The sequence below is a fragment of the Oscillibacter sp. genome (assembly GCF_032018205.1).
Taxonomy (GTDB): domain Bacteria; phylum Bacillota; class Clostridia; order Oscillospirales; family Oscillospiraceae; genus Oscillibacter.
Genome location: NZ_DALZOY010000005.1, coordinates 165,544 through 190,673 on the forward strand (window position 1 = coordinate 165,544; position 25,130 = coordinate 190,673).

Annotated in this window: 23 protein-coding genes; 5 read left to right on the plus strand and 18 right to left on the minus strand. The window is 56.6% G+C overall.

Translation table 11 applies throughout. The features are described 5' to 3' along the window. Nucleotides 1-17: 17 nt before the first annotated feature. From RTU96_RS05890 to dgoD, 5 genes are read right to left on the minus strand one after another with little or no spacing between them, the layout of a single operon-like run. The gene (locus RTU96_RS05890; RefSeq protein ID WP_312635520.1) at nt 18-1,355 is read right to left on the minus strand and encodes a DUF4340 domain-containing protein; all 1,338 of its coding nucleotides are present in this window, start codon (nt 1,353-1,355) and stop codon (nt 18-20) included. After that, nucleotides 1,352-2,815 (minus strand): GldG family protein, encoded by a 1,464-nt coding sequence (locus RTU96_RS05895; RefSeq protein WP_312635521.1) that lies wholly within the window; start codon nt 2,813-2,815, stop codon nt 1,352-1,354. Before RTU96_RS05895 ends, RTU96_RS05890 begins: the two co-directional genes overlap by 4 nt. Before the next feature lie 5 nt (nt 2,816-2,820). Further along, nucleotides 2,821-3,522, minus strand: a complete 702-nt coding sequence (locus RTU96_RS05900; protein WP_312635522.1) for an ABC transporter permease subunit — start codon at nt 3,520-3,522, stop codon at nt 2,821-2,823. Further along, on the minus strand, nt 3,519-4,466 hold the full coding sequence (locus RTU96_RS05905; RefSeq protein WP_312635523.1) for an ABC transporter ATP-binding protein: 948 nt from the start codon (nt 4,464-4,466) through the stop codon (nt 3,519-3,521). The genes RTU96_RS05900 and RTU96_RS05905 overlap by 4 nt, the downstream gene beginning before the upstream one ends. 49 nt (nt 4,467-4,515) lie before the next feature. After that, complete coding sequence (dgoD, locus tag RTU96_RS05910; RefSeq protein WP_312635524.1) at nt 4,516-5,664, minus strand: galactonate dehydratase; 1,149 nt, start codon at nt 5,662-5,664, stop codon at nt 4,516-4,518. Nucleotides 5,665-6,264: 600 nt separating this feature from the next. Between dgoD and RTU96_RS05915 the strand changes: the two genes are divergently transcribed. Then, a complete protein-coding gene (locus RTU96_RS05915; protein WP_397356534.1) occupies nt 6,265-6,993 on the plus strand; it encodes a FadR/GntR family transcriptional regulator in 729 nt (242 codons plus the stop codon). A gap of 268 nt (nt 6,994-7,261) precedes the next feature. On the opposite strand, the gene RTU96_RS05920 is transcribed toward RTU96_RS05915, so the two are convergent. The 7 genes from RTU96_RS05920 to RTU96_RS05950 all read right to left on the minus strand — a co-directional run bounded on the left by RTU96_RS05920 (nt 7,262) and on the right by RTU96_RS05950 (nt 14,783). After that, on the minus strand, nt 7,262-8,362 hold the full coding sequence (locus tag RTU96_RS05920) for a DUF3810 domain-containing protein (protein WP_312635527.1): 1,101 nt from the start codon (nt 8,360-8,362) through the stop codon (nt 7,262-7,264). Nucleotides 8,363-8,367: 5 nt separating this feature from the next. Beyond that, on the minus strand, nt 8,368-9,102 hold the full coding sequence (locus RTU96_RS05925) for an ATP-binding cassette domain-containing protein (protein ID WP_312635528.1): 735 nt from the start codon (nt 9,100-9,102) through the stop codon (nt 8,368-8,370). A 65-nt stretch (nt 9,103-9,167) separates the two neighbouring features. Further along, nucleotides 9,168-9,965, minus strand: coding sequence for an ABC transporter ATP-binding protein (locus RTU96_RS05930; protein WP_312635529.1), 798 nt, complete (start codon nt 9,963-9,965; stop codon nt 9,168-9,170). After that, nucleotides 9,958-10,791 carry an ABC transporter permease gene (locus RTU96_RS05935; protein ID WP_312635530.1) on the minus strand — a complete coding sequence of 278 codons (834 nt, stop codon included), beginning with the start codon at nt 10,789-10,791 and terminating at the stop codon, nt 9,958-9,960. The genes RTU96_RS05930 and RTU96_RS05935 overlap by 8 nt, the downstream gene beginning before the upstream one ends. Further along, complete coding sequence (locus RTU96_RS05940) at nt 10,788-11,732, minus strand: ABC transporter permease (protein ID WP_312635531.1); 945 nt, start codon at nt 11,730-11,732, stop codon at nt 10,788-10,790. The genes RTU96_RS05935 and RTU96_RS05940 overlap by 4 nt, the downstream gene beginning before the upstream one ends. Nucleotides 11,733-11,778: 46 nt before the next feature. After that, the gene (locus RTU96_RS05945) at nt 11,779-13,335 is read right to left on the minus strand and encodes an ABC transporter substrate-binding protein (RefSeq protein WP_312635533.1); all 1,557 of its coding nucleotides are present in this window, start codon (nt 13,333-13,335) and stop codon (nt 11,779-11,781) included. A 161-nt stretch (nt 13,336-13,496) separates the two neighbouring features. Beyond that, nucleotides 13,497-14,783 carry an AI-2E family transporter gene (locus RTU96_RS05950; RefSeq protein ID WP_312635534.1) on the minus strand — a complete coding sequence of 429 codons (1,287 nt, stop codon included), beginning with the start codon at nt 14,781-14,783 and terminating at the stop codon, nt 13,497-13,499. 178 nt (nt 14,784-14,961) lie between these two features. On the opposite strand from RTU96_RS05950, the gene RTU96_RS05955 reads away from it, so the two are divergent. Together RTU96_RS05955 and RTU96_RS05960 are read left to right on the plus strand one after the other, a co-directional pair. Next, entirely contained in the window at nt 14,962-15,852 is an 891-nt protein-coding gene (locus tag RTU96_RS05955; RefSeq protein ID WP_312635535.1) for a YegS/Rv2252/BmrU family lipid kinase, read from the plus strand. 30 nt (nt 15,853-15,882) lie between these two features. Beyond that, complete coding sequence (locus RTU96_RS05960) at nt 15,883-16,539, plus strand: CoA pyrophosphatase (protein ID WP_312635536.1); 657 nt, start codon at nt 15,883-15,885, stop codon at nt 16,537-16,539. A gap of 56 nt (nt 16,540-16,595) precedes the next feature. On the opposite strand, the gene RTU96_RS05965 is transcribed toward RTU96_RS05960, so the two are convergent. Continuing rightward, a complete protein-coding gene (locus tag RTU96_RS05965) occupies nt 16,596-17,762 on the minus strand; it encodes a phosphoglycerate dehydrogenase (protein ID WP_312635537.1) in 1,167 nt (388 codons plus the stop codon). A gap of 398 nt (nt 17,763-18,160) precedes the next feature. On the opposite strand from RTU96_RS05965, the gene typA reads away from it, so the two are divergent. Next, nucleotides 18,161-19,984, plus strand: coding sequence for a translational GTPase TypA (gene typA / locus RTU96_RS05970; protein WP_312635538.1), 1,824 nt, complete (start codon nt 18,161-18,163; stop codon nt 19,982-19,984). 80 nt (nt 19,985-20,064) lie between these two features. Here the strand turns inward: typA and RTU96_RS05975 are convergent, their stop codons facing one another. Next, nucleotides 20,065-20,418: a hypothetical protein gene (locus RTU96_RS05975; protein WP_293008191.1), complete on the minus strand. Its 354-nt coding sequence runs from the start codon at nt 20,416-20,418 to the stop codon at nt 20,065-20,067. Nucleotides 20,419-20,590: 172 nt separating this feature from the next. Here RTU96_RS05975 and RTU96_RS05980 point away from each other — a divergent pair, with 172 nt between their 5' ends. Then, nucleotides 20,591-21,757: an S-layer homology domain-containing protein gene (locus RTU96_RS05980; protein WP_312635540.1), complete on the plus strand. Its 1,167-nt coding sequence runs from the start codon at nt 20,591-20,593 to the stop codon at nt 21,755-21,757. A gap of 187 nt (nt 21,758-21,944) precedes the next feature. Here RTU96_RS05980 and RTU96_RS05985 read toward each other — a convergent pair whose 3' ends face one another. The 4 genes from RTU96_RS05985 to argS all read right to left on the minus strand — a co-directional run bounded on the left by RTU96_RS05985 (nt 21,945) and on the right by argS (nt 25,102). Beyond that, nucleotides 21,945-22,280 carry a branched-chain amino acid transporter permease gene (locus RTU96_RS05985; protein WP_312635541.1) on the minus strand — a complete coding sequence of 112 codons (336 nt, stop codon included), beginning with the start codon at nt 22,278-22,280 and terminating at the stop codon, nt 21,945-21,947. Next, entirely contained in the window at nt 22,271-22,981 is a 711-nt protein-coding gene (locus tag RTU96_RS05990; RefSeq protein WP_312635542.1) for an AzlC family ABC transporter permease, read from the minus strand. Before RTU96_RS05990 ends, RTU96_RS05985 begins: the two co-directional genes overlap by 10 nt. 5 nt (nt 22,982-22,986) lie before the next feature. Continuing rightward, a complete protein-coding gene (locus RTU96_RS05995; protein WP_293008183.1) occupies nt 22,987-23,271 on the minus strand; it encodes a hypothetical protein in 285 nt (94 codons plus the stop codon). 85 nt (nt 23,272-23,356) lie between these two features. Then, complete coding sequence (argS, locus tag RTU96_RS06000; RefSeq protein ID WP_312635543.1) at nt 23,357-25,102, minus strand: arginine--tRNA ligase; 1,746 nt, start codon at nt 25,100-25,102, stop codon at nt 23,357-23,359. Nucleotides 25,103-25,130 lie beyond the last annotated feature (28 nt).

The following is a 25,130-nucleotide window of genomic DNA, read 5'->3' on the forward strand; positions in this document are numbered from 1 at the left end:
AAAAAGTGCAGTTGTATTCAGGCGGCGTCGATTAGCTGCTGTACGGCTGACTGACTGCATAGAAATGCGGGCTGACCATTTACCGCAATACCACAGCGGTTCCCTTCCAAGGAAAAGAAAGCATAGGCCATTTGCAGAGTCTCATCCATCTGCCCGGTTTGCATGGACATCTCAAGCAGCGGCTCGCCCGCTTTGGGGCCATTCCATTCACCCAGAAGGGAAATGCGATTCAGGGCAGCATAAACGCCGTTTTGGAATACCTCTAGAGATTGCTCGGCACCATTCAGCGTTACATCCAGCGCAGGAGCGGTTCCGGAAATCCGATAAATATCATTTCCAATCTGCAAGGAGGCGAGATCTCCCATGGATACCTCTACCAGATTTTGACCAACAACCCGCAGCGCGGTATCATAAAAGAAAGAGAGGTTGGCGGTGGGCACCAGCATCGTAAGACCGCTGTCCTCGCACAGAACGTAGGTCTCAGTGCCCACCTGCTTTCCCACCCGGATCACAGCGGAGGTGCCGTCCTGATAAGTCAGCGTGAAGCAGTTGCTGCGATCTGACAGCGCATAGCTTGATAACTCGTCCGGTTGGGGAATGACATCCACACCGGCCAATGCACCCAGCGGCGTCAAAATCTCATTTCTCGCCTGATTCATTCCTAAAACCAGAGAATAAGGCGTCGTCATGGAGAGGATCACGGAGCTGCTGTCCTTGGAATCCGAGGACGCATGAACCTCATAGGCTATAGCCCCGTTCCGCTGCACAGAGAGACTGCGCAAGGTGCTGATGCGCTCCCCGTCCAGAGAGGGATACAAGCTCAGGTCAAAAAAGCGATCGACATTGTCCAGAAGCACCTGGGCATATGCGCGATCCATGACAAATACCCGCGCATCGCCGCTGAGGCAGGCGTAATATCCCTCGCCGTCCGGTGTGGCATTGCCCACGCGGAAAAGAATGCCGTTTTTTTCAGAATCCTGAAGCAGAATTTCGGCCTGAGGCGCTGTCAGCCCATACTGGGAATCGGAGGCGTCTGCTCCGTCTAGCAGGCGCTTCATCGGTAACCGGTACACGGTATTGAAGAAGTCCGATATCGCTTCAGCATCGGCGTCCAGTTGAATATCCCCTTGCGCATAGCAGGTTCCGTTAACAGAGGCGAGCACCACGCTGCCGGTGCTGTTTTCCAGATTTGCCAACACCACATTTTCCGGTGAAGCATAGGAAGTAAAGTAGTACGTGGGGGCTTGGTCGGCTGCCGCCTCACCGCGACCTGCAAAGGTCAGCACAAGCGTGCCCGCAATACAGACCATCAGGGCCGAAATCAGCCCAAACAATGTTCTTTTGGTCGCTTTCATGAGTGCCTCCTTTTCAGGAACACCCAAAGACCTATCAGCAGCAGGCTCAGGGGCAGCAGGACCACAAAGAAAGCTCCAAACAGGATGATTGTGGTCCGCGTGAGGGATAAGCTGTCAGCCGTCAGGTTTTTCGTCGGGATATTCAGTGTTACTTCATTGTCCGTCATCTGGGAGAGGACTTGCAGGACAAGGTCGGCATTGCCAAGGCTTTCCGTCTTGAGGTAACGCTCCTGATAAAAGCCCGTGCAGGCCGCGGCGAATACATACTGCGTGTCATTTTCGCCGTCGCCATTGGTAAAGCTGCGCTCGCCGGTGGCAGCCACGGTAAAGGGACCCGATGAATCCTCCCCGCTTTGCGTCAGCGAATTCATGGACGAAAATTCCTTGGCATAGGAGGCGGAAGTGGAGCGCAGCACTGCGTTGGTAATGCTGGCGTTGGCGTTACTCAGTTCCAATGCCCGGCACTCCGGCAGTACCAAATAGGTGGAATGCTCGGAGAAATAGACATTGATCATGCTGACGCCGAAATTCGGGATGATGTTCAGAGGACTGTCCATTTGCTGCTGGGGCTCCAGTACGATTTGATCTGTGACAGAGATGCCCCAGTCAGCCAAATAGCCGTCCAGATTGGGCAGACTATTTATTTCCGGATCACGGAATATACACAGATTGCCGCCCCGGTCCATAAACGCATCCAGAATTTCCAACTCTGCTTCGGAGAAATCGCGCTTGGCGCCGGCAATGATGATTGCCTCAACGTTTTCGTTGAGTTCATCTACGCCCAACACCACTTGAGACACTTCGTAGTTGCTGTTTGCCACCAGATTCCGCAGGGTCTCACTGTCATCCTCGGAATGGCCTGCGGTAAAGGCGACGCCGGGGCAATCCTGTTCGCTGACAGCAACGATGGCGGAGGTCAGCATGATCTCGGCTTTCAGGCCGGTGATGGAATAGCTTTGGTTTTCTTCCCCGGAGGAGGCGGTACGCATCTCATAAAGCTCGCTCCACGGAATGAAGCGGGATTGAATGCCGCAGGTCACCAGAATTCCGTCAGAACTAAGCGCAATGTCTTTTTGCCCATACTCCTCCACCATAGCGGGATTGGCGTCCAAATCCACGTAGCCCACATCGATTTTTGGGGAAGCGGCAGCGTAGCGGCTAAGCACTTCCTTCAGATTGGTGTCTGCGGCGGAGCGATCATTACAATAGGTAAATGTCACTGTATCATTTAACTCGGAAAGAACGCTTTTGGTCGTATCTGTCAGGCGAAATACCTGATCTTCCGTCAGATCCAATTTCCAAGAAAAACGGTCTGTCGCTGCGCTGATCATGCTGTAAATACCGATGATCACAGCGATGGACAGAAGCAGGCAGGTAATCTGAAGTGTGCTTTCTTTCCGGGCCTTGCGCTGCACCTCTTCAGGAATCACCCCACGGTTGGCTCTTCTTTGATGTTCCACAGTGCTCATCCCCTCCTTCCCCGCACGACTGCGGTGGTCAAAAGCAGGAAGATCGCCGTGATTGCCAAATTCAAAGCGATGCCGGCAGGATTCAAGATGCCCAGAGCCAGTTCATAATACATTTGCATCAGGGACAGCTTGTTGAAAAGCGCCAGAAGCACCGGGTTCTGGATAGCAGAACCAAGTCCATAGGAATACCAGAGAACAAAAATCAGGACATAGGAAATAATCGCGGAAACAATCTGGTTTTCCGTCAATGCGGAGACGAAAATTCCGATGGCGATAAATGTGCTCATCAGCAGGATAATGCCGACATAATTGCCCAGAGCAATCCAGATTTGCACGCTGCCGCACAGAGCCAGAATGATGGGAAATGCCAGCGTTGCCGCCAGACCCAGCAGCAACATGCTCTCGGCTGCCAAAAATTTTGCCAGCACCACATGCCAGCAATCCACTGGCATGGTGTATAAGAGCAAGTCTGTTTTTTGCTTCTTTTCCTCTGAAAAGCTCCGCATCGTCAGCATGGGCATCAGAAACATTTCCAGCGTGATCGTCGCCTGAAAATAGTCTGTAATATCACCGCTGCGGGGCAAAAGATTTTGCAGCAAAAAATAGAAGGCGTTAATGAATAAGAAGATGGCGTGAAACACATATCCGATGACGGAATGGAAGTACTGACGCATCTCCTTGCGATATACAGCACTCATAATTGCGTCGTCTCCTGTTCATTTTCGGTAATGCGGAGATATAGGCTCTCCAGCGAGATCTCTTCCGGCTTCATCATCATCAGATCGTAATCAGTGGTGCGCAGTGTGCGGTACAAAGCGCTGCGGATATCCGTGCTGACCCGATGGGATACCTGATAAATTCCAGACCCTTGTTCCTTTACCGTCAACACATCAGGGAGATTGCGAAGCAGTGTAACGACGCCTTCGGCGTCGCCGCGGATTTCCACTTCCAACACACGGCATTTGGATAGCTGCTCCTGCAATTGTTGGGGGTGCCCGTCTGCAATGAGCATTCCCTCATAGAAAACCAGAATGCGGCCGCAAATGGAACTAATCTCCGAGAGAATATGAGAGGAGAGAATAATCGTGTGCTCCCGGCTCAGGTCGCTCAATAAATCCCGAAACTCTCGGATTTGCCGGGGGTCAAGCCCCACGGTGGGCTCGTCCAAAATGAGAATTTCCGGATCGCCTACCAACAACTGCGTGACAGCAACACGCTGCCGATAGCCCTTGGACAGGTTTCGGATCAGGCGATCCCGGGTGTCCGAAACCTGCGTGCGGGCACAAAGATTATCAATGTATGCACGCAGGAGAGACTTTTTTATCCGAAGTCCCCGCAGCTCACAGGCAAATTCCAACTGCTCTGCCACGGTCATGTCCATATACAGCGGCGGGACCTCCGGCAGATAGCCGATGTGCCGTTTGGCTTCCAGGGGTTTTTCTGCCATGTCTGCGCCAGCAATTCGAACCTGACCCCATGAGGGGGTCAGATACCCGCAGAGCAAATTCATCGTGGTGGATTTCCCGGCTCCGTTAGGACCTAAAAATCCCACAATTTCACCTTTTTCGATGGTAAAGTTCGCATCGAACAGTGCGTTGGCTGTACCATATCGTTTTGTCAGATGTGTGGCTTCGATCATCATGTGAATCCGCCTCTGTATGCTACGCAATGAGCAAATTATTGAAGAAAAGTTACCACTCAGCCACGGAGCCGTCCGCATGGCGCCAGACGGGATTCTTCCACTGGTGGGGATGCTCGTTTTCTTCCAGAACCAATGCTTTGTTAACTTCAACACCCAGACCGGGTTTGGTGGGCATTTTCGTAAAACCGTTCTCAAACTGGAAGTCCTCACGATTGAGTGCATAATCCAGAACTTCCTTGCCGACATTGTAATGAATGCCGATAGACTGCTCCTGAATGACAGCGTTGTAGCTTGTGGCGTCGACCTGCAGGCATGCGCTCAGTGCGATGGGCCCCAAGGGGCAGTGAGGAGCCAGAGCAACGTCATAGGCCTCAGCCATGGAGGCGATCTTCTTGACCTCGGTAATGCCCCCGGCATGGCTCAGGTCCGGCTGGATAATATCTACGCCGCCGGCCTGCAAAAGACGCTTGAAATCATATTTAGTGAACAGACGCTCGCCGGTTGCGATGGGGATGTTGCAGCAAGCGGCGATCTCCTTGAAGCACTCCATATTTTCACACAGGACGGGCTCCTCTAGGAACATGGGGTCAAACTCCTCAAGCTTTTTGGCCAGCACCTTTGCCATGGGCTTGTGCACCCGGCCGTGGAAATCAATAGCAATTCCAAAGTACTTGCCGCAAGCTTCACGGATAGCGGCCACACGCGCCAAAACAGCGTCAACCTTTTCGTACGAGTCAATCATCTGCAATTCTTCGGTAGCGTTCATTTTGATGGCGCTGAAACCGGCGTCCATGCGCTCCTTGGCCATTGCGCCGGTATCAGCGGGACGGTCGCCGCCGATCCAGGAATAGACGCGGATTTTGTCACGGCATTTGCCGCCCATCAGCTCGTAAACAGGGGCGTTGAAAAGCTTCCCCTTAATATCCCAGAGTGCCTGATCAATACCGGACAGTGCACTCATCAGAACGCCGCCGCCGCGGTAGAACCCGGCACGATAGATGGTTGCATTCAGGTCCTCAATGCGAGAGGGATCCTGCCCGATCAGATAGGACTTGTACTCGTTCACGCAAGCCAAAACAGCGTCTGCGTGTCCCTCCAGGACAGCTTCACCCCAGCCGGTATAGCCTTCGTCAGTTTCAATTTCTACAAAGCCCCATCTGGGACGGACGTAATAGGCGTTGACAGCAGTGATTTTCATAGAATGACCACACTTTCCTTATTTCTCTCCGCAATGGGGAAGCCGTTGCATAACCGGGATATATACAGCCTTACTGGAATGCGGCAAATTATTTCTCGTATATTCGCGCTCTAATTATAAATTTCAAAAAAAGCCGACACAAGTTGTCTAAAATCATTTCTACTTTTTACTTAAATTTTTTGCTTGCTTTGTGTGTTTCACCAAAAAATCAATTATTTTTGCCTTTTTTGGCGTTGACACGGTCTTGCTTGCGCTTTTTGACTAAAAAGACATCCGATGACTTTTTGACATTAAAGCACTCAATACGTTCTTTTCGGCTGAATGTCCGTTGATTCCTTTGTGTCCTGCTTTGGGAAAATTGCCGCAACGGGGAGGAAAGATAAGCGCGGGACACCCAGAAAGGGCGTCCCGCGCTGCTCCACAGGCCGGACGGAAACGTGGGGCTTGACACGCTCGTCTTTTTCAGCGATACTGTGTGCAAGATAGCTATTCAGTCAGATTGTGCAGTGCGTTGCCGGGTCACCGCTTTTCGAAATTTGCCGCACAATGTTGTGTCATTAAAAAGATTAAAGACTGAGTTTGGTTTTGAAGGAGGATAATATGGGAGAATTATCCAGCATTAAGACTCGGGCACTTACTGAGCGGATAGAAGAGAAACTTTTTCAGTATATTCTTGATGAGGGGCTGCCGATTGGTACGAAGCTTCCAAATGAATACCAGTTGGCGGATCGGTTCGATGTTGGCCGCGGGACGATTCGCGAGGCCGTGAAACTATTGGTTTCACGCGGTGTTCTGCATGTTAAGCACGGTTCCGGCACATATGTTTCTTCCACAACGCCGCTTCGGGAGGATCCGCTGGGACTGAAAGCAGTTGAGGATAAAATCCAACTGGCATTAGACCTCACGGATGTGCGGATGATGCTGGAGCCAACGATTGCCGAGATGGCTGCTCTCAATCGTACAGATGAGGAAGCCGCGCTTTTGAAAGTATACAGCGATGCTGTCCGCAAAAAAATTGAAGCAGGGCAGGACTATTTAAATGAAGACGTGATATTTCATTCCTATATTGCCAAATGTTCCCATAATATGGTGGTGGCGCCGCTGATGCCCATCATTGATGCGGCAGTTGTTTTGATTGCGAATATCACTCGTAAAGAGCTGCTGGAGGCAACCATTGAAACCCATGAGCAGGTTGTAAACTGTATCGCCGACTGGGATTCCATGGGGGCGCGGGCGGCCATGTCCATGCACTTGGCACTCAATCGGAATGTGATCAAGCAGGAATACAAAAAAGCGCACAAACAACAATTATCAAGCGAAAACCTTTGAGTCCTGCCTAGACGCTTTAAAGCCGTTTCAAAAGCATTTGCTTTTGAAACGGCTTTGTTTTGCCTCTAATGCAGCGGGCGTTTAAACCATTTAGGTATCCGACTGCGAAAGAATAAACTACGCCCGCAAAATTGATGCCTACACCAATTTTGCGGGCAAGGTTTAATCGTATTTTACGCTTTTTATTTAAGGTTCACATGGGTGGTTCAAGGGGGTGTGAACTGGACGGCGCAGCGTTCATTTTTCGATCCTCTTTCAGATGGCCGAATCAGGCGGCGGACTCTTTGTAATAGGCCGTCAGCAGGTCCACCACCATGCCATAGCTCTTCATGCCGTTTTCGTCGCCATAGCCCTTTAAAAGCCCATCATAGACCTTGTTGGAGACTTTTTTTACGGTGGAATCGCGGAATTGCGCCCAGTAGGCGTTGTTGTACGCCAAATCTGCCCGCACGGTGTCGGGAAGCCCCTCGTAGACCGCGCGCCAGCGGTCCGGGTCCGCCTGATAAAGCGCGTTCCCAAGATGTACATAGCCCAAAAGCCACCCGGAATAGGCGTATTCCGGCAGACCGGAGACGGTGCAGGCCAGAACCGCGATGAAGTTGCACTCCTGTTCCGAGGCAAAGCCCCGCTGATGGGCCAGCTCGTGGGCAACGGTGGAGGGCAGAAACACGGCGGGACTGTCCACATTCACGTTGCTTTCCCCAACCAGAGGACAGTAAAATCCTGTGAAGTCCAGCATGCTCATCACGCGGGAGAAATAAACCGCCTTGGGCGGCGCATCGTCAAAGGACAGAAAGGGAAACTCCTTTGAGACCGGGCCGTAAACGCCAACGCTCTTTTTCAGAATTTCCTCTGTGGACATAGAGAACAGGCCGTTTTCATCCCGGGGGACCTGCCCCGCCGTTTCCGCCAGCCGGTCCGCGAAATACTGGGTGACAGCGGTCAAATCCTCCAAGGACACATCCTCGGCGACAATGCCGGATTTGGCCTGAAAGCCGTCCGCCCGGTACTGCACGCCCCACAGCCAGCAAAACGCCAGCCAGACGGTCAGCCCTGTGCACACGGCTCCAAGCACTGCGCCGTAGGCCCGATGGCCCCGACCCTCCTTCTCCCGAAGAACGGCAATGGTTCCAAGGCTTAGATAGACGGCGACAAACACCACCAGCAATCCGCACAGGACTTCCATCACGGAAAAATCCACCCGATAGCTGAAAGAACCCAGCAGGCGGCGAAAGGGATTCGTCACCCGCTCCGTCAGGGCGGTCATCCACACGCCGTTCCACCGGACGGCAAAAAAGACCGCCAGAAGCAGCAGGTCTGCCGCCAGCCAAAGATGTAGCTTTTTGTGCCGTAGAAAAAATGGTTTCATATCCGTCACTCCGAGGCGAGAAGACGGCGGGTGTAGTCCTCCTTGGGATTGCCGAACAGCTCTTCCACCGTCCCCTGCTCCACAATTCGCCCGTCCTTCATCACCAATACACGGTGGCAGAGCTGATACACAACGTTTAAATCGTGGGAGATGAACAGATAGCTCAGCTCCAGCTCTTGGTTCAGCTTTTTTAAAAGCCCCAGAATCTGGGCCTGAATCGTCACGTCCAAGGCCGACACCGGCTCGTCCGCCACCAGAAATTTGGGACGCTGAATCAGCGCCGCCGCAATGGAAACCCGCTGGCGCTGCCCGCCGGAAAGTTCCGCAGGCTTCGCGTCCAGCACCTCCTCGGGCAGTTCTACCCGGTCCAGAATGTCCCGCACGCGCTGCGTCCGTTCGTCCGCGTTGTATTTACCAAAAATCCGCAGCGGCTCCTCCAGAATCCACGCCACGGAATAGGCGGGATTCAAAGAGCTGTACGGGTCCTGAAAAATCATCTGGGGACGCTTGGTGTAGTGGACGATTTCGCCGGAGTCAGGCTTAATCATGCCCAGAATCGCCTTTGCCAGAGTGGATTTTCCCGTGCCGGATTCTCCCACCAGACCGAGAATCTCTCCCTCGCGCACGTCGAAGGTGACGTCGTGCAGCACCTCCCGGCGCTTTGCTTTTCCCAGAAGTCCTCCGCCGCTTTCATACCCGCAGGTAAGATGGCGGACGGACAGGGCAGGCTGATCGGTCATTGTAAAACCCTCCCTCCGTCAATACGAGTATTTTTCATCACAAATAGAAATATCCAGTCAAAATATTACACATTGGAATCGGAATTAGGCTTATTCCGGGAGGGAATGGCGGCCACCAGCTTCTTCGTATAGGGATGCTGGGGATTGGAGTAGACCTCTTCTGTGGCTCCCGACTCCACAATCACCCCAGTCTGCATCACCGCCACACGGGAGGTAATCCTGCGGACCACGTTCAGATTGTGGGAGATGAACAGCATGGCCATGCCGTATTCCCGGTTCAGCCGCTTTAAAAGCTCCAGTATCTGGGCCTGAATCGTCACGTCCAGCGCGGTGGTCGGCTCGTCCAGCAACAGAAGCTTGGGATGAATCACGGCTGCCGCGGCAATCATTGCCCGCTGAAGCATACCGCCGGAAAGCTGATGGGGGTATTTGTCATAAAGCGTTTCCGGCTCGGGCAGCTCCACCCGCGTCATGGCGGAAAGCACCTGGGCGCGGCGCTCCGCCGGGTTCATATCCGTGTGAAGATACAGGCATTCCTCAATCTGCCGCCCAATTTTCATCAGCGGGTCCATGCTGGACTGCGGCTCTTGAAACACCACGCCAATGTCCCGGCCCTGAATTTTCCGCAGGGCGGCCCGGTCTGCGTGGAGCAGGTCCTGCCCATCCAGCAGCACGTCGCCGGAATAGCTGCACTGCTTCCGGGGCAACAGCCCCGCCACCGACATGGCGGTAACGGATTTGCCGGAGCCGGACTCGCCCACAAGGCCCAGAATCTCGCCGTCGGCAATGGAAAGGGACACGCCGGCCACGGCTTCCCGGCAACGGGAGTGGAATTTTACATGAAGGTCCCGGATTTCAAGCATTCCGCTCCCCCCTTCCGTCCTGAAGTCCCTCGCCGATAAGGCCCACGCCGAAAATCAGCGCCACAATCATTCCGCCGGAGCAGAGCGCGTACCATGGGGCGGTGACAAACATCCCCTGCGCCTCGGAGAGCAGCGCGCCGAGAGACGCCTCCGGCGGCTGGCCGCAAAGGCCCAGAAAGCTCATAGACGCCTCCGCCAGCACGGCGTTGTTAAACCCAATGGTCAGGGCGGGGAGCAAAATATGAAGCGTGTTCGGCAGCATATGGACAAAGAGAATGCGCGCGCTGCCCGCGCCCATCAGCCGGGCGCTCTGGACAAAGTTTGCGTACCGCAGGGCGGCAAACGCCGTTCTGGACACCCGGGCAAAGCTGGGAATAAACACAATCCCCAGCACCAGAAGCACCTGATATTTTCCAGAGCCGAAGACGGCCACGCACACCAGTGCCAGCAAAATGCTGGGAAAGGCGGTGATCGTGTCGTTCAGGCGCATCAGCGCCTCGTCCACCGCGCCGCCGAAATATCCGGTCAGCGCTCCGATGAGGGTGCCGAAGATTCCGCCGATTGCCACCGTTCCCCCGGCCACCAAAGCTGTGAATCCCGCGCCTTTGAGGACGCGGCTGAAAATGTCCCGGCCAAAGTTGTCCGTTCCGAACAGGTGGGTAAAGGAAGGGTGCAGCAGCGTTTCACTGCCGCGCATGGCAGTGGGGTCATAGGGCGTCCACACCGCGCCCAGCAGAATCAGGGCCAGCAGAACCCCTGTGATGATGCAGCCTGCAATAAAGCAGGCGTTTCGGTGGACGCGGAGGGCTTTTTGCAGCGTTTTCATGTTCGCGCACCTCCAAGCCTTGGGTCGATGAAGCGGTTAATCAGGTCCGCCGCGGTATTTGCCAGCACTACCCAAAGGGCCAGAATTACCACGATGGCCTGCACCGTGGGATAGTCCCGCCCCGAGATGGACGTGAGCAGCAGCCGCCCCAACCCCGGCAGGTTAAACACCTGCTCCACCACAATGCTCCCCGCCACGATTTCCGCCATGGTCTGGGCCAGAAAGGTGACCACCGGAACCAGGGAGTTTTTCAGCACATGACGGTACAGCACCCCCGACCGGTCGTTTCCCCGGGCAATGGCGGTGCGCACATAGTCTTTATCCATCTCCGCCAGCACGGTGCTGCGGAGCATCCGCACCGTCTGGGCCACCCGGGGGATGGCGAGAGCGACGGCGGGAAACAGCAGATACCACAGGGACCCGCCCGCATCTACGCTGAAGCCGGGAAAGGCCCCGTGGCGAAACCAATGCAGAAGAATGCTGAACAGCCATGTCAGCAAAATGCCGGTGAAAAACGGGGGCAGGGCCATCAAAAACTGGGTTGCCACCGTGGTTACCGCGCCCTCAAGCCGCCCGCCCCGCCGCACGGAGCGAAGGCCCAAAGGAAGAGCCAGCGCCAGCGTCAGTGCAAAGGCCATCAAGCTGAGGGCCAGAGTTACCGGAAGACGGGCGGAAAGCAGGTCCGCAACAGGTCCGCCGGAATAGGACTGCCCGGGATCACCCGTGACAAATCCCCCAAGCCAGCTTCCGTACTGCACCAGAAAGGGGCGGTCCAGCCCCATTTCGTGCCGCAGCTCCGCCACACGCTGGGACGTGGCCTCCGTTCCCAGTCGGTCGGTGGCGGGGTCCCCCGACACCACTTGAAATGCCGCGAAGGCCAGAAAAGAGACAGCCAGCATGGTCGCAAGCAGCGCCGCCAGTTTTTTTGCCGCGTATTTCAAGGCCGCCGCCTCCTTTCCGTCTCCGGGTGTGCGCATGCTTGCACAATTATCCGGCCTTCACGCCGGAGAGGTCCATCACGTAGATGGGATAGAACCGATACCCGTCCAGCCCTGCCCGGATGGCCACCAGATCGCCCAAATCCTGCAAGTAGACGTTGGCGGCGTTGGCCGCCAGATTTTCCTGCATCTGCTTGTACAGGTTCACCAGCTCCGCATCGTCGCCCGCGCTGGAAACCAGTTGGGCCTGCTTAAACAGGGCGTCGTATTCCGCGTTGGCGTAATTCACGAAGTTTTTGCCGTAGCCGGAGGTGAACCGTTCCAACATGGCCCGTCCCGTCATGCTGCTGGCGTCCACGCCCACCACGGTGGACTGGTAGTTCCGGTCGGTATAGACCCGGCTGACCCAGGTGCTCCAGTCCACCAGCTCAATTTTGGCGTTGACGCCCACCGCCTTGAGCTGTTCCACCAGCACCTGCGCCGTGTCCACATGGGGCTGATAGTTGGAGGGGACAGTGATGGTCAGGTCAAAGCCGTTTGGATACCCGGCCTCTGCCAGCAGGGCCTTGGCCTTTTCAAGGTTTTGGGTATAATAATCGGTGGCGGAATCGTCAAAATACTTGACAAACGCGGGGTACATGCTGGAACCGAGAGGCTTGCCCGTCCCGTCGCCCGCCAGATCAATCACCTGCTGCTTGTCCACGGCATAGCAAAGGGCCTGACGCACCCGCAGGTCGTCCAGCGGCTTCACTGCATTATTTAAATAAAGCGCCTGAACAAGGTTCATGGTGCCGTTCAAAACCTGAAAGCCGTCTCCCAGTTGGGCGGCCTGTGTGGGTGTGAGATGGGCGCAGATATCCAGCGCCCCGCTTTGTAGAGCAAGCACCATCGCGTCGCCGCTCTCGAATATTTTAAAGGTCACGTTTTTCAGGGCGGGTTTGTCCCCCCAATAGCCGTCAAACCGCTCAAGGGCAATGGAGTCTCCGGCCACGCGCTTGACGAATTTAAAAGGCCCGGTGCCCACGGGAGCTGTGGCCTGCGCGTCGTAGTCCTTGGGGAGAATGGCGGTGGTAAGCGCCGCCAAAAATTCGCTCTCCGCCGAATTCAGCGTGATGACCACGGTTTTTTCGTCCGTCGCCTTGACCGACTGAATAGCAGAAAACGCCTCCACCAGCGGGGCTTTCCCCTCACCAGCGTCGGCGCAGCGTTCGATGGACCAAATCACGTCGTCCACGCTCACCGCCGCGCCGTTGTGGAACGTCACGCCCTCACGCAGAGTGAAGGTGTACACCGTTCCGTCGGCTGATACCTCGTGGTGGCTGGCGACCGCGTCGATCAGATCCCCGTCGGGAGTGGGCTTTACCAGCCCCTCGAATACGTTGAACATGACTTCTCTGGTCCCTGCCGATACCGTAAGGTGCGGGTCAAGGCTTTCGTCTAAATCCTGAGAAATGCCCACGGTAATAGAATCCGTCGCGGGCATCGGGCCGCTTCCGCCCGTGCTCTGTCCTCCTGTCGAGTCGCTTGCGCTGCTGCCGCCCCCGCAACCGGAGAGTGCGGCGCAAAGAAGTGTCGCCAGGAATCCTGCCAAAATACGCTGTTTCATTGCTTTCTCCTTCCCCTGGCGGCCCAATGGGTCCACCGGGTTTGAAAAATTTTTGGCTCCTATTCAGTTTTGTCCCAAAAAAGGGGCCTTGCGGGCCGTTTAGAAAAAACGTTCCGCAAGGCCGTATTTTACACGATTTCACCCGTAATTGCAAGAAAATTTTACGGATTCTCCTGCTCTTCCGGGCTTTCTTCGGGGCTGCGCGCTTCCTCCGGCCCGGATTGCTTACTCGCCGGAGAAACCGCCTTTGCCTCAGGCGTTTGGCCCAAATAGGAGGAAGGGCTGATAGGCATCCCACGCTTTTTCAGGCGGCTGTTCACTAAAAACTCCACAAAGGTATTGAGGCACGCAAACACGGGCACGCCGAAAAACATCCCCGGCACGCCGAAGAAGCTGCCGCCCACCAGAATGGCGATGATGACCCAGAGGCTGGAAAGGCCTGTCCGGTCACCCAGAATCTTGGGGCCGATCACGTTGCCGTCCAGTTGCTGGAGGGCCAGCACGAAAATCACAAAATACAGCGCCTTGATGGGAGAGTCCAGCAGAATCAGGAAGGTGCTGGGAATCGCGCCCAGGAAGGGGCCGAAGAAGGGAATCACGTTAGTCACGCCCACGATGACGGACACCAGCGGCGCATAGGGGAACTTGAATAGACTTGAGCAGATAAAGCAGAGAATACCGATAATCAAAGAATCCAGCAGCTTTCCGCGGACAAAGCCGCTGAAAATGCTGTCTGCCTTGCCCACAGCCCGGAAAATCCACCCCGCCTGAGAGGGACGGAAGAAGCCGCACACCAGCTTGCGGACGTATGCTCCGCAGCGCTCCTTGGTGGCCAGCAGGTACACGGAGACGATGGCTCCCACCAGCAGATTTTTCAGCAGGTTCAGCGCCGAAAGCACACCGCCGCCCACGGCGGACATCAGATTCCGTGCCTGAGGAAGCACCTGATCGGTAATCAGCGTGGATAGGTCCTTATAGTATACGTTCAACTGGGCCGTGACCCAGGATTCCAAAGAGGGATTCTGCTCCAGCAGTCCGGCAATCCAGACGTTGATGGTATTATAGTAGTTTTCCATGTTTGCGATCAGCCGCAGGACGCTTTTATAGACCTGAGGCAGAAGAATGCTTAAAAGCAGATAGGCAAAGACGGTAATGACAATCCACGTCATAAGCAGGCTTACCGCCCGCACGCCGGTGGCCCGAAGCGAACCGTCCCCTCTCAGAATGGCGCGCTGGCCCCGGGCAATGCGCCGGTCGAAAAAATCCACCACGGGGGCCAGAAGATAAGCCATCAAGGCTCCGTAAAGAATCGGTTCCAGCGCCGTGAACAGGTGCAGCACCAGCACCACTGCGGCCCGCTGCCCAAACAGCACGTCGTAAAACAGGAGAATCGCCGCCGTGGTCAAAAACACGGTGACGCCTACCTTCCAATATCTGCTCTGCCGCACGCGGCTTCGCCTCCTTTATTCCGGCCGCAAATTGCGAGCCATTTTTCATTATTGTAACACGGGGAGAAAGAGAATTGCAATACCGCGCGGGGCATGCTATACTGTTTCAGCGGGTTGAAAGACCCCTGTTTTTTAACTATTTACAAATTCTTAATGGCTTGCAGACAGGAGGCCCGCGATGAAGAATAAAAAACTGCTTCTGATTGTGAATCCACGGTCGGGAAAAACGCAGTCCCGCTCGCCGCTGTTTGACGCGATGGGTGTTTTTTCCGACGCGGGCTATCTTGTGAAAATTCACAACACCGTGGGCGCCTGCGACGCAACGGAGACGGTGACGGCAGAAGGAGCAAATTACGACGCGGTGGTCTGCGTGGGCGGGGACGGGACGCTGAATGAGACGGTTTCCGGCCTGATGCACCTTGAGAATCCGCCGATTCTGGGCTATATCCCCCGGGGCAGCACCAACGACTTTGCCGCAAGCCTAGGGATTCCCGGCGGCGCGGTGCAGGCGGCCCGCAAGGCCATGGCCGCCGAGGCCCGCAGGCTGGACATCGGAAAATGGAACCGGCGGTATTTTGTGTACGTGGCCTCCTTCGGGGCCTTTGTGCGCACGGCGTATACCGCGTCGCAGGACGCGAAGAACGCCTTGGGCCACTTTGCTTATATATTGGAGGGCATGAAGGATTTAAACACCCTGCGGCCCTATCGGCTCCGCATCACCGCCGACGGAGAGAAGCTTGACGGGGAATACCTGTTCGGCGCGGTGTGCAACTCCACCTCTATCGGCGGACTGATGAAGCTGGACCCGGAGCGGGTGGTGCTGGACGACGGAAAGTTTGAAATGCTGCTTGTCCCCAGCCCCAAAACCCCCATTGAGCTGAACAACCTCATTCTGGCGCTGCTGAATCAGGAGTATGACCGGGGCGGGCTGGTGTTCCGCCATGTATCCTCTATTCACATGGAGACAGAGAACGAGGTTCCGTGGTCCCTTGATGGAGAGTATGCCCCCGCCGTGCCGGTGGTAGACATTGAAAATCGGAAGCAGGCCCTCTCTTTTTTGCTGGGCTGAGGGAGTTTACAGGAAAAAGGATTTGGCAGAATGAAAGAAATAAACGTAAAAACCCTTCAAGCCCTCTGGCGGGACCACACGCCGGGGCTTTTGGGGCGAAAAAATGAATTTGCGGTGCTATGTCCCTTTGTGCAGAGGGAGGACGGGCTGCATCTGCTTTTCGAGGTGCGGGCCGCCACGCTGCGCCGTCAGGGTGGTCAGGTTTGCTTTCCCGGCGGACGGATGGAGCCGGGGGAGACGGCGGAGCAATGCGCCCTGCGGGAGACGGAGGAGGAACTGTGCATTCCCCCAAGCAGCATTCAACTGCTGGGCCGGTCGGACTATCTCTGCCAGCCGGGGCACTTTTTTCTTCAGCCGGTGCCGGGACTGGTGGACGAGGCGGGCTTTTGTGCTCTGCGCCCCTCCCCGGCGGAGGTGGCAGAGGTATTCACCGTGCCGCTGGAATTTTTCCGCAGCAATCCCCCGGAGATGTACTTCTATACGCTGGAGCCGGAAAGCCCCTCGGACTTTCCCTATGACGCGGTGGGCGTTTCCCCGCCCTATAACTGGGAGGGCGGCGAAGTGGACGTTCCCATCTGGCGCTGGGAAGGCCGGGCCGTGTGGGGCATGACCGGGCGCATCGTGAAAAACCTGATTGAAACCATGGCGGAAGCGGAACGTCCGAAGCAGGAAGGCGGCTCCGAATAAAAATGCGGCGGAGCCAAACGGTTCCGCCGCAAATCGCGTTTCAGTGGTTTTTACAATTATTCAATGATTCGGACACGAATAACACCGTTCAGAGCCGTCACGTCGTCTACTAGAATATGGTCAATTTTGGTGTCCAAATCCACCACAGTGTAGGCGTAAGCACCCTGGGACTTGTTGCTCATGTTGGCCACATTGGCCCCGTCGGTGCTCAGAACTCTCATGATATTTGCGAGCATGGCGGGAATGTTTCTGTGAATAATGCACATGCGCATGCATCCGCTGCGGGGGAAATTTACCGGCGGAAGGTTCACGCTGTTGTGGACGTTGCCTGTTTCCAGATATTCCCGCAGAGAGTCCACCGCCATCACCGCGCAGTTTTGCTCACTTTCCGGGGTAGAGGCTCCCAGATGGGGGAAGGGAGTGACCCGCTTGCTTTGCAGCAGTCGGTTGTTGGGAAAGTCCGTCACGTACCAGGAGAGTCTGCCCGACTCCAATGCGGACAGAACCGCGTCATCGTCCACAACCTCGCCCCGGGCCAGATTGATCAGCCGCGCACCCCGCTTCATGTTGGAGACGGCGGCAGCGTCAATGATATGATAGGTTTCCTTGGTAAAGTGGATGTGGAGGGTGATATAATCCGCCCTGCGATATAGCTCGCTGACGTCCTTTACCACGTGAATGTGGCGATCCAGCCGCAGGGCGGCGTCCACACTGAGGTAGGGGTCGTAGCCGTACACATCCATGCCCATGGACAGACAGGCGTTGGACACCAGAGCCCCGATGGCGCCCAGACCGATCACGCCGACGGCTTTTTTATAGAGTTCCGGGCCGGCAAAGGCCGACTTTCCCTTTTCCACCACGCCGGAGACGACCACACCTGCGGCGGCCTGACTCCGAACCCAATTGCAGGAACCCGCCACGTCCCGGGAGGTCATCAGCATGGCGCACAGCACCAGCTCTTTTACAGCGTTGGCGTTGGCTCCCGGGGTGGAAAACACAGCCACGCCGTTTTCCGAGCAGCGGTCGATGGGGATGTTGTTTACCCCCACCCCTGCCCGGGCGATGGCCAACAGGTTTTTGGGGAAGTCCATATCCAGCAGCTTGGCGGAGCGAACCAGAATGCCTTCCGGGGCCTCCTCGGCGTCGGAGACGGCATAGTGCTCCGAACGCAGGCGACTCAGCCCGGCGGGAGAAATTTTGTTGAAGGTTTTGATATGATACATGGCAATGTGCCTCCGGGGCGGCCCCAGCGGGCCGCAGTACTTGCGGCGGAACGTGCGGTGCTGGCACCGCTTCCGTCACAGCACATTTAGTATAGGACGGGGCGAAAGACCCCGTCAATCAGCGAAAGAGCGAAATTGAGCCGCTTTTGAGAAAAGTTTTTGGTAGAATGGTATTACCTTTTATACCTCCAAGCAGAGACCATGCTCTGTCGGTAAAAAGTTAGGTCGTCTTGGAGATTTTGCGGGTTTTCAGAATGTTTTCCTTGCAAAAAACAGAAATTCAGCATATAATATAAGGCTGTGCAAAAAAACGTGCAATACTTGCGTGCTCGACAGGTGGGCGCGTGACGCGGGGGCTGCCCGGAACCCTCGCCATACAATAAGGAGAAGAACAAAATATGCAGAATGAAAAACTGAGAAACGTCGCCATCATCGCCCACGTTGACCACGGCAAAACCACGCTGGTGGACCAAATGCTCAAGCAGGGCGGCGTATACCGCGAAAATCAGGAGACGGTGGAGCGCGTCATGGACTCCGGCGATCTGGAGCGGGAGCGGGGCATCACGATTCTGGCGAAGAACACCGCCGTGCGCTTTAAGGACACGAAGATCAACGTGGTGGACACCCCGGGCCATGCGGACTTCGGCGGCGAGGTGGAGCGCATTTTGAAAATGGTCAACGGCGTCATTTTGCTGGTGGACGCCGCCGAGGGCCCCATGCCCCAGACCCGCTTCGTTCTCAGCCGTGCGCTGGAGCTGGGCCATCGGGTCATCGTGGTGGTGAACAAGATCGACCGCCCGGACCAGCGTATCCACGAGGTGGTTGACGAGGTGCTGGAGCTTTTGATGGATTTGGACGCCACCGCCGAGCAGCTTGACAGCCCCATGCTGTTTTGCTCCGCGCGGCAGGGCATCTGCTCTTACACGCCGGAGAATCTGGGGACCGATCTGGACCCCCTGTTCGAGACGATTCTGCAATACATTCCCGCGCCGGAGGCGGACACCCAGCAGCCCTTCCAGATGCTGGTGTCCTCCATCGACTATAACGAGTTTGTGGGCCGCATTGCCATCGGCCGCATCGAGCGGGGCGTTTTGAAGCAGAATCAGGAGATTGCGGTTTGCAACTATCACGCGCCGGAGGCCACGCCCCGCAAAGCGAAGGCCACCGCCATCTACGAGTTTGAGGGCCTTGCCCGCAACGCCGTTACCGAGTCCACCGCCGGCAACATCATTGCCATGAGCGGCATTCCCGACGTGACCATCGGCGACACCATCTGCGAGCCTGCCGCCGTGGAGCCGCTGCCCTTCGTGGCCATCTCCGCCCCCACTATGGAGATGACCTTCTCCGTGAACGACTCGCCCTACGCGGGCCGGGAGGGGAAGTTTGTCACTTCCCGCCAGCTTCGGGAGCGGCTGTATAAGGAGACGCTGAAGGACGTGTCCCTCCGGGTTTCCGACACGGACACCTCCGAGGCATTCAACGTGGCGGGCCGGGGCGAAATGTCCCTGAGCATTTTGATTGAGACGATGCGCCGGGAGGGCTATGAATTTCAGGTGTCTCCCCCCCGTGTGCTGTACAAGGAGATCGACGGGAAAGAGTGCGAGCCGATTGAGCGGCTGGTGGTGGACGTGCCCGGCGACAGCGTGGGCTCGGTGATTGAAAAGCTGGGCCAGCGCAAGGCGGACATGCTGGAGATGACTCCGGTGGGCAACCGCATGCGGATTGAATTTTTGATTCCCGCCCGTGGCCTGTTCGGCTATCGGAACGACTTTTTGACCGACACCAAGGGCGAGGGCATCATGGCTTCCATCTTTGAAACCTACGCTCCCTATAAGGGCGATATCCAGCGTCGGGCCAGCGGCTCTATGATTTCCTTTGAAACCGGCGAGTCCATCACTTACGGCCTGTACAACGCGCAGGAACGGGGAGCGCTGTTCATCGGAGCGGGCGTGCCGGTATATGGCGGAATGATCATCGGCGTGAATCCCCGTAACGAGGACATGACGGTGAACATCTGCAAGAAAAAGCAGCTCACCAACACCCGGTCCTCCGGCTCGGACGAGGCGCTGCGTCTTGTGCCACCCCGGCAGATGAGCTTGGAGCAGTGTCTTGAATTTCTGGCGGACGACGAGCTTCTGGAGGTCACGCCCAAGAGTCTGCGTATGCGCAAGCGGATTCTGGACCACGAGCGGCGCATGAAGTCCCTCCACGGAAAGAGATAAAATTCGGGCGGAGCATTCTCCAACCCGGACAAATAAAAAGGGCCTGCGGAGGAAGTCCCTCCGCGGCCTTTTTTGCATATTCAGTTTCGCAGGAGTTTGACCACCTGCTCCGCGTCCTGCGGGGTCATGTCGGTCATAGGTCCTGTCAGCCCGGTGGGAAGCTTGCAAATGACAAACACCCCTCTGATATCCAACACGCTTGTATCCCCCTGGGGGTTCACCAGATAGGCGGTCATGTTGGGAGGGAGCTTCTTTTTCTCGCGGTTTCCATCCAGAAGAATGTAATAGAAGCCGCGATATAAGGAAAACGTGTTGACCTCGGTGGATTGCAGCCCGGCAATGCTGCTGTAAATTTTCTCAATCCGGTCGGTGGGAACCTGCATATAGCAAAGCGGCTGACCGGGGAATTTCACGAGCACGGTGATTTTTGCCATGAAGCTGCACTCCTTTCCGGATATCCCGGCGGGGGCTTGTGGATTTGAAGATATTTTAACGGATTTACCCGGTGATGTCAATGTTCGGAAACTTTTTTGCCTGTTCAAGCGTCTCAAGAGACAATGACCGACGCGGTGAGAGCCGCGAGAATTTTCAAAGGAGGAATATGCTGTGAAGAAAAAGAGAATGGGTGCGCTGCTGGGGCTTGTGCTGTGTGCCGTTTTGCTGGCGGTTCCCGCCGCCGGAGCGGAGGCGGAGCCGGTGGCTTCAGCCCCTCTGGGGCCTGTGTTGCTGGACGGCACGGTGAAGCAGACAGGAGAGAAGACCCTGCTGCTGACCAAAGAAGACGGCAGTCAGGTAATCGTGGGCTATGGCGAGACGACCTACATTGTGGATGCCACCGACGGTGTGGCCACAAACATGACCGGATTGAAGGACGGGGAGAGCGTGCGGATGTATGTGGACCCCATCATGGCTTTGAGTGAGCCGCCGCAGGCCCGGGCCTTAATCATTCTGCGTAATTTGCCGAAAAATGCAAAGGCCCCCACCTATCAGCAGGTGGCGGCGGTGGACACGGTGAACGAGAGCGGTGTGGCGCTTACTACCCGGGAAGGGGAGCGGATGACCATCCCCTTTGACGCGAAGACCTCACCCTATCTGACCAAAAACCTCGTTACCTATCGGGACCTGATTCCCGGGACATGGTTTTTGGCTTGGAGCAGCGGCGCGGAAGTGACCCGGGCGGTGCTGTTTGCTTACGACGGCCTGCCCTTTACCGATGTGGAGAAAGGCTACTGGGCTTATGATAGCATTCTTTCCGTCACCTCCCGTGGCCTTCTGCGGTGTGACTCCACGCTGGCGTTCCGCCCCGGCGACGCGCTGACCCGGGCAGAATTGGTAAAAGCGCTTTACCAACTGGCGGGCAGCCCCGTGGTGATTCAGTCCATTCCCGGGTTTGAGGATGTGCAGGACGGCGGGGACTATTTGAACGCGCTGACCTGGGCCGTGGGCAACAAGCTGGTGAATGGCTACTCCGACAACACCTTCCGCCCCAACGAAGTGGTGTCCCGCCAGCAGCTTGCGGCGTTTCTCTATCGCTGGGAGCAGCACCGGGGCGGCGGCTTCCAGGGCGCGTGGATGTTCCAGTTGGATTACCCGGACCGCGACAGCATTTCGGAGTACGCCTATGAAGGCGTTGCATGGTGCGTCACAAACAACATCCTCTCCGGCCGGTCTGACGGAACGCTGGCTCCCAATGCCTCCGTCACCCGTGCGGCTGCCTCGGCCATGCTGGAGCGGTATCTCACCTATCAGGCCAATGCCCGCAGCAGCGGTTAACGCGCCAAGGTGAAAACACCGCAATTTTATGTCCAATAGAAACGTCCGCCGCGCGGCCCTTTGGGTCGTGCGGCGGACTTATTTCAATCATCTCAAATCACGGTAAAAAGAGCGGGTCGGGGAGTGAAAAGCATGTCCCCAAAAGCCGGTGCGGACAGGTAAACCGATCCGGGTCACCCGTGTCCGCTCAGGCAAACACCGTTTGAATCAGGACCATATAAAGGGTGGTTCCCCCGGCGATGGACAGCAGGACGTTTCCCTTCCACCAATGGAGCAGACCCACCGTAAGAATCGCCGCCGTCTCCGGAATCCCGTGGGACGAGGCAAAGAGAGAGACGTTTCGCAGGCAGTATACCACCAATAGGCCCATGGCGGCGGCGGGAAGAAGCTTTCCGAGATACTCTACTGTTTTGGGGACTTCTTTTCCCTCCGGCAGCAGCAAAAAGGGAAGCCACCGGGTAAGCTGCGCCCCCACAGCCACGGCCAGAATGAGTATCAGCGTTTGCGGCACGCTCAGGTACACAGCTTTTTCCTCCCCATCAGCAAAATTGCGACGATTGCAAGCATGGCGGGAATCACCAGATTTTCCGGCCCAAACGCCAGCAAGCACGCCGCTGTTGCGCCGATACCGATCAGTCCGGCGGCCCGGTTTTCCCTCTTTTTCCACTGCTCCATAAACAGTACCACAAACAGCGCCGTCAGGGCAAAGTCCAGCCCTGCGGTGTCAAAGGGAATGAAGTCCCCTAACAGGCCACCCAGAACCGTACCCCCCACCCAGTATAAATAGTCCAGCAGGGAGATGGAGAGGTAAAAATACTTTTTATCCACGCCCTCCGGCGGTTCCACCGTGGAAACAAGGGAAAACGTCTCGTCGCATAAAACGTAGATGAGCGGAATGCGGGCCTTGCCCAGCCCCCGATATTTTTCCAGCATGACAATGCCGTAAAAAAGATGCCGGGCATTTACCATGAAGGACAACAGCACTGCCTGAACGGGGTCGAACACCGTGGTCAGCAGGGTGATTGCCACGAACTGCATACTTCCGCAAAAAGCCACCGCACTCATCAGGGTGGACCAGAGGGGACCGTAGCCCTTGGCGTTCATCAGAACGCCGTAAGCAATGCCAAGGAAGAGAAAGCCGGTCAAGACCGGGATGGTGTGGGGAAAGGCGGCGCGCAGGGCGGGGCCAAGGCGGCGCTCTGTCTTGTTCTGGGGTGCGTTCATGAAATTCAGGTCTCCTGTTCCTGCTCCGCCCGCAGGCGATCCAGTTTTTTGTTGCGGAAGTAAATGAGCGCGTCGGTCCCCACCATCAGGAAGTTCAGCACGTATAGGAAAAACACCCAGTCGAACCGTACCAAAACCTTGTTCAGCATTCCGCAGATGTAGCCAAACTCAATGATAATGAGAAAAAATAAGCTCTTGCCCACGGCGGAGCGGGTCACCCACGACTTGCGGATATTCACCGGCCACGAAAGGCCAAAGCAAATCAGCATCAGCGCCTCAAAAATACTCATGAGAGCTTCCCTCTTTCTCTTGAAATGAGGCCCGCGCCCGACCGGCGCGGGCCTCGCTGTCTCTGATGGAATGGATCCGTTCGCGTTACATTTTCTCCGGCGCGTCCACGCCGAGGAGCTTTAGTCCGCTGCGCAGAACCGCGCGGGCGGAGTCCGCCAGCTTCAGGCGTGCCTGTGCCAGCTCCGGGGCCTCGCCCTTGATGCGGCAGGCCGTGTAGAACCTGTGGAAGCAGGCTGCAAGCTCCTGAAGATATCGATTGATGAAAGAGGGGTCATAATCTCTGGCGGAAAGACGGACGATTTCGCAGAACTGGGCCAACTGCTTGATCAGGGCCTGCTCCGCTTCGCCGCTCACCTGCGCCATGTCCACGTCCGCAGCGGCGGGGACGCGCAGCCCCTCGCCCTCCATGGCCCGCAGCAGCGAGCAGATGCGGGCGTGGGCGTATTCCACGTAGTACAGGGGGTTTTCGCTGTCCTCCCGGACGGCAAGTCCCAGATCAAACTCCATTTGGGTGTCCGGCTTGGCATTGAAAAACCACCTTGCCGCGTCCACGGGCACCTCGTCCAGCAGATCGCACAGGGAAATGGCCTTGCCTGTGCGCTTGCTCATGCGCACAGCCTCGCCGTCTCGCAGGAGCTTTACAAGCTGCATCAGCACAATGTCCAGCCGGTTTGCGCCGTCCAGTCCCAGCGCGTCCAGCGCGCCCTTGAGACGAGCGACGTGGCCGTGGTGATCCGCGCCCCAGACGTTGATGACCTTATCAAAGCCCCGGACAGCCAGCTTGTTGCGGTGATAGGCGATGTCGGCGGCAAAATAGGTGTAAAACCCGTTGGCTCGGCGCAGCACGTCGTCTTTCAGCTCCAGCTTTTCGATGTCCGCGTCCTTTTTTCCCTCCCGGCGGAGGTTTGCGGCCATAATTTCCGCGGTTTTCAGCCACAGGGCCCCGTCCTTTTCATAGGTGAAGCCCGCGTCGGTGAGCTTGTCCACCGTCTCGGCAACATACCCGGACTCGTGGAGTGCGGATTCGTAAAACCAGGTGTCGTACTGAATTTTATACCGGGCCAGATCGGTCTTCATCTTGGGCAGGTTCACGCTTAGGCCAAATTGGGCAAGCGTGTCTCGCCGGACCTCATCCTCCGCGTCGGCCAGCGCGTCTCCGTGCTCGGCGCGGTAGGCCTGCGCCAAATCTCGGATGTCCTCGCCCTGATACCCGTCCTCCGGGAAAGGAACCGCGTCCTCGCCCCGGATAAGCTGGAGGTAGCGGGCCTCGATGGACTGGGCAAATTTTTCAATCTGATGTCCCGCGTCGTTGACGTAAAATTCACGGGACACCTCCGCCCCACAGAAGGAGAGGACGGAAGCCAGCGTATCTCCCAGCACGCCGCCCCGGGCGTTGCCCATGTGCATAGGGCCGGTGGGGTTGGCGGAGACAAATTCCACCATGATTTTCCGGCCTGCCAGCTCGTCGTTCTGGCCGTACTGCTCTCCCTCGCTCTCCACGGCGGAGAGCACGTCGCCAAACCACGCCTGCCCCAGATGGAAGTTTAAAAAGCCGGGGCCGGCGATTTCGGCGGAGTCAAAATAGCTGCCCTCCAGCGCCAGACGTTCCAGCAGCGCCTGCGCAATGGCCCTGGGCGGCTGGCGCAGGGCCTTGGACGCAGCCAGCGCGAAGGTGGTGGTAAAGTCGCCGTTTTTCGTGTCCTTGGGAATTTCCACAGGAACGGAAGCAATCTCCGCCTCGGGAAGGGTCCCGTCGGAAACGGCGGCGCGATAGGCGCTTCTGGTCAGCTCCGCCGCCTGGTCCTTTGCTTTTTGAATCATATGCAGCATGGTATATCCCTCGTTTTCATTGGTGTGG

Coding starts and splice junctions, on each gene's coding strand:
- RTU96_RS05935 (WP_312635530.1), bottom strand. CDS start 10,791: ATGAAAACGCTGCAAAAAGCCCTCCGCGTCCACCGAAACGCCTGCTTT.
- RTU96_RS05930 (WP_312635529.1), bottom strand. CDS start 9,965: ATGCTTGAAATCCGGGACCTTCATGTAAAATTCCACTCCCGTTGCCGG.
- RTU96_RS05925 (WP_312635528.1), bottom strand. CDS start 9,102: ATGACCGATCAGCCTGCCCTGTCCGTCCGCCATCTTACCTGCGGGTAT.
- argS (WP_312635543.1), bottom strand. CDS start 25,102: ATGCTGCATATGATTCAAAAAGCAAAGGACCAGGCGGCGGAGCTGACC.
- RTU96_RS05905 (WP_312635523.1), bottom strand. CDS start 4,466: ATGATGATCGAAGCCACACATCTGACAAAACGATATGGTACAGCCAAC.
- RTU96_RS05990 (WP_312635542.1), bottom strand. CDS start 22,981: ATGAACGCACCCCAGAACAAGACAGAGCGCCGCCTTGGCCCCGCCCTG.
- RTU96_RS05965 (WP_312635537.1), bottom strand. CDS start 17,762: ATGTATCATATCAAAACCTTCAACAAAATTTCTCCCGCCGGGCTGAGT.
- RTU96_RS05975 (WP_293008191.1), bottom strand. CDS start 20,418: ATGGCAAAAATCACCGTGCTCGTGAAATTCCCCGGTCAGCCGCTTTGC.
- RTU96_RS05945 (WP_312635533.1), bottom strand. CDS start 13,335: ATGAAACAGCGTATTTTGGCAGGATTCCTGGCGACACTTCTTTGCGCC.
- dgoD (WP_312635524.1), bottom strand. CDS start 5,664: ATGAAAATCACTGCTGTCAACGCCTATTACGTCCGTCCCAGATGGGGC.
- RTU96_RS05890 (WP_312635520.1), bottom strand. CDS start 1,355: ATGAAAGCGACCAAAAGAACATTGTTTGGGCTGATTTCGGCCCTGATG.
- typA (WP_312635538.1), top strand. CDS start 18,161: ATGCAGAATGAAAAACTGAGAAACGTCGCCATCATCGCCCACGTTGAC.
- RTU96_RS05915 (WP_397356534.1), top strand. CDS start 6,265: ATGGGAGAATTATCCAGCATTAAGACTCGGGCACTTACTGAGCGGATA.
- RTU96_RS05920 (WP_312635527.1), bottom strand. CDS start 8,362: ATGAAACCATTTTTTCTACGGCACAAAAAGCTACATCTTTGGCTGGCG.
- RTU96_RS05900 (WP_312635522.1), bottom strand. CDS start 3,522: ATGAGTGCTGTATATCGCAAGGAGATGCGTCAGTACTTCCATTCCGTC.
- RTU96_RS05995 (WP_293008183.1), bottom strand. CDS start 23,271: ATGAGTATTTTTGAGGCGCTGATGCTGATTTGCTTTGGCCTTTCGTGG.
- RTU96_RS05960 (WP_312635536.1), top strand. CDS start 15,883: ATGAAAGAAATAAACGTAAAAACCCTTCAAGCCCTCTGGCGGGACCAC.
- RTU96_RS05955 (WP_312635535.1), top strand. CDS start 14,962: ATGAAGAATAAAAAACTGCTTCTGATTGTGAATCCACGGTCGGGAAAA.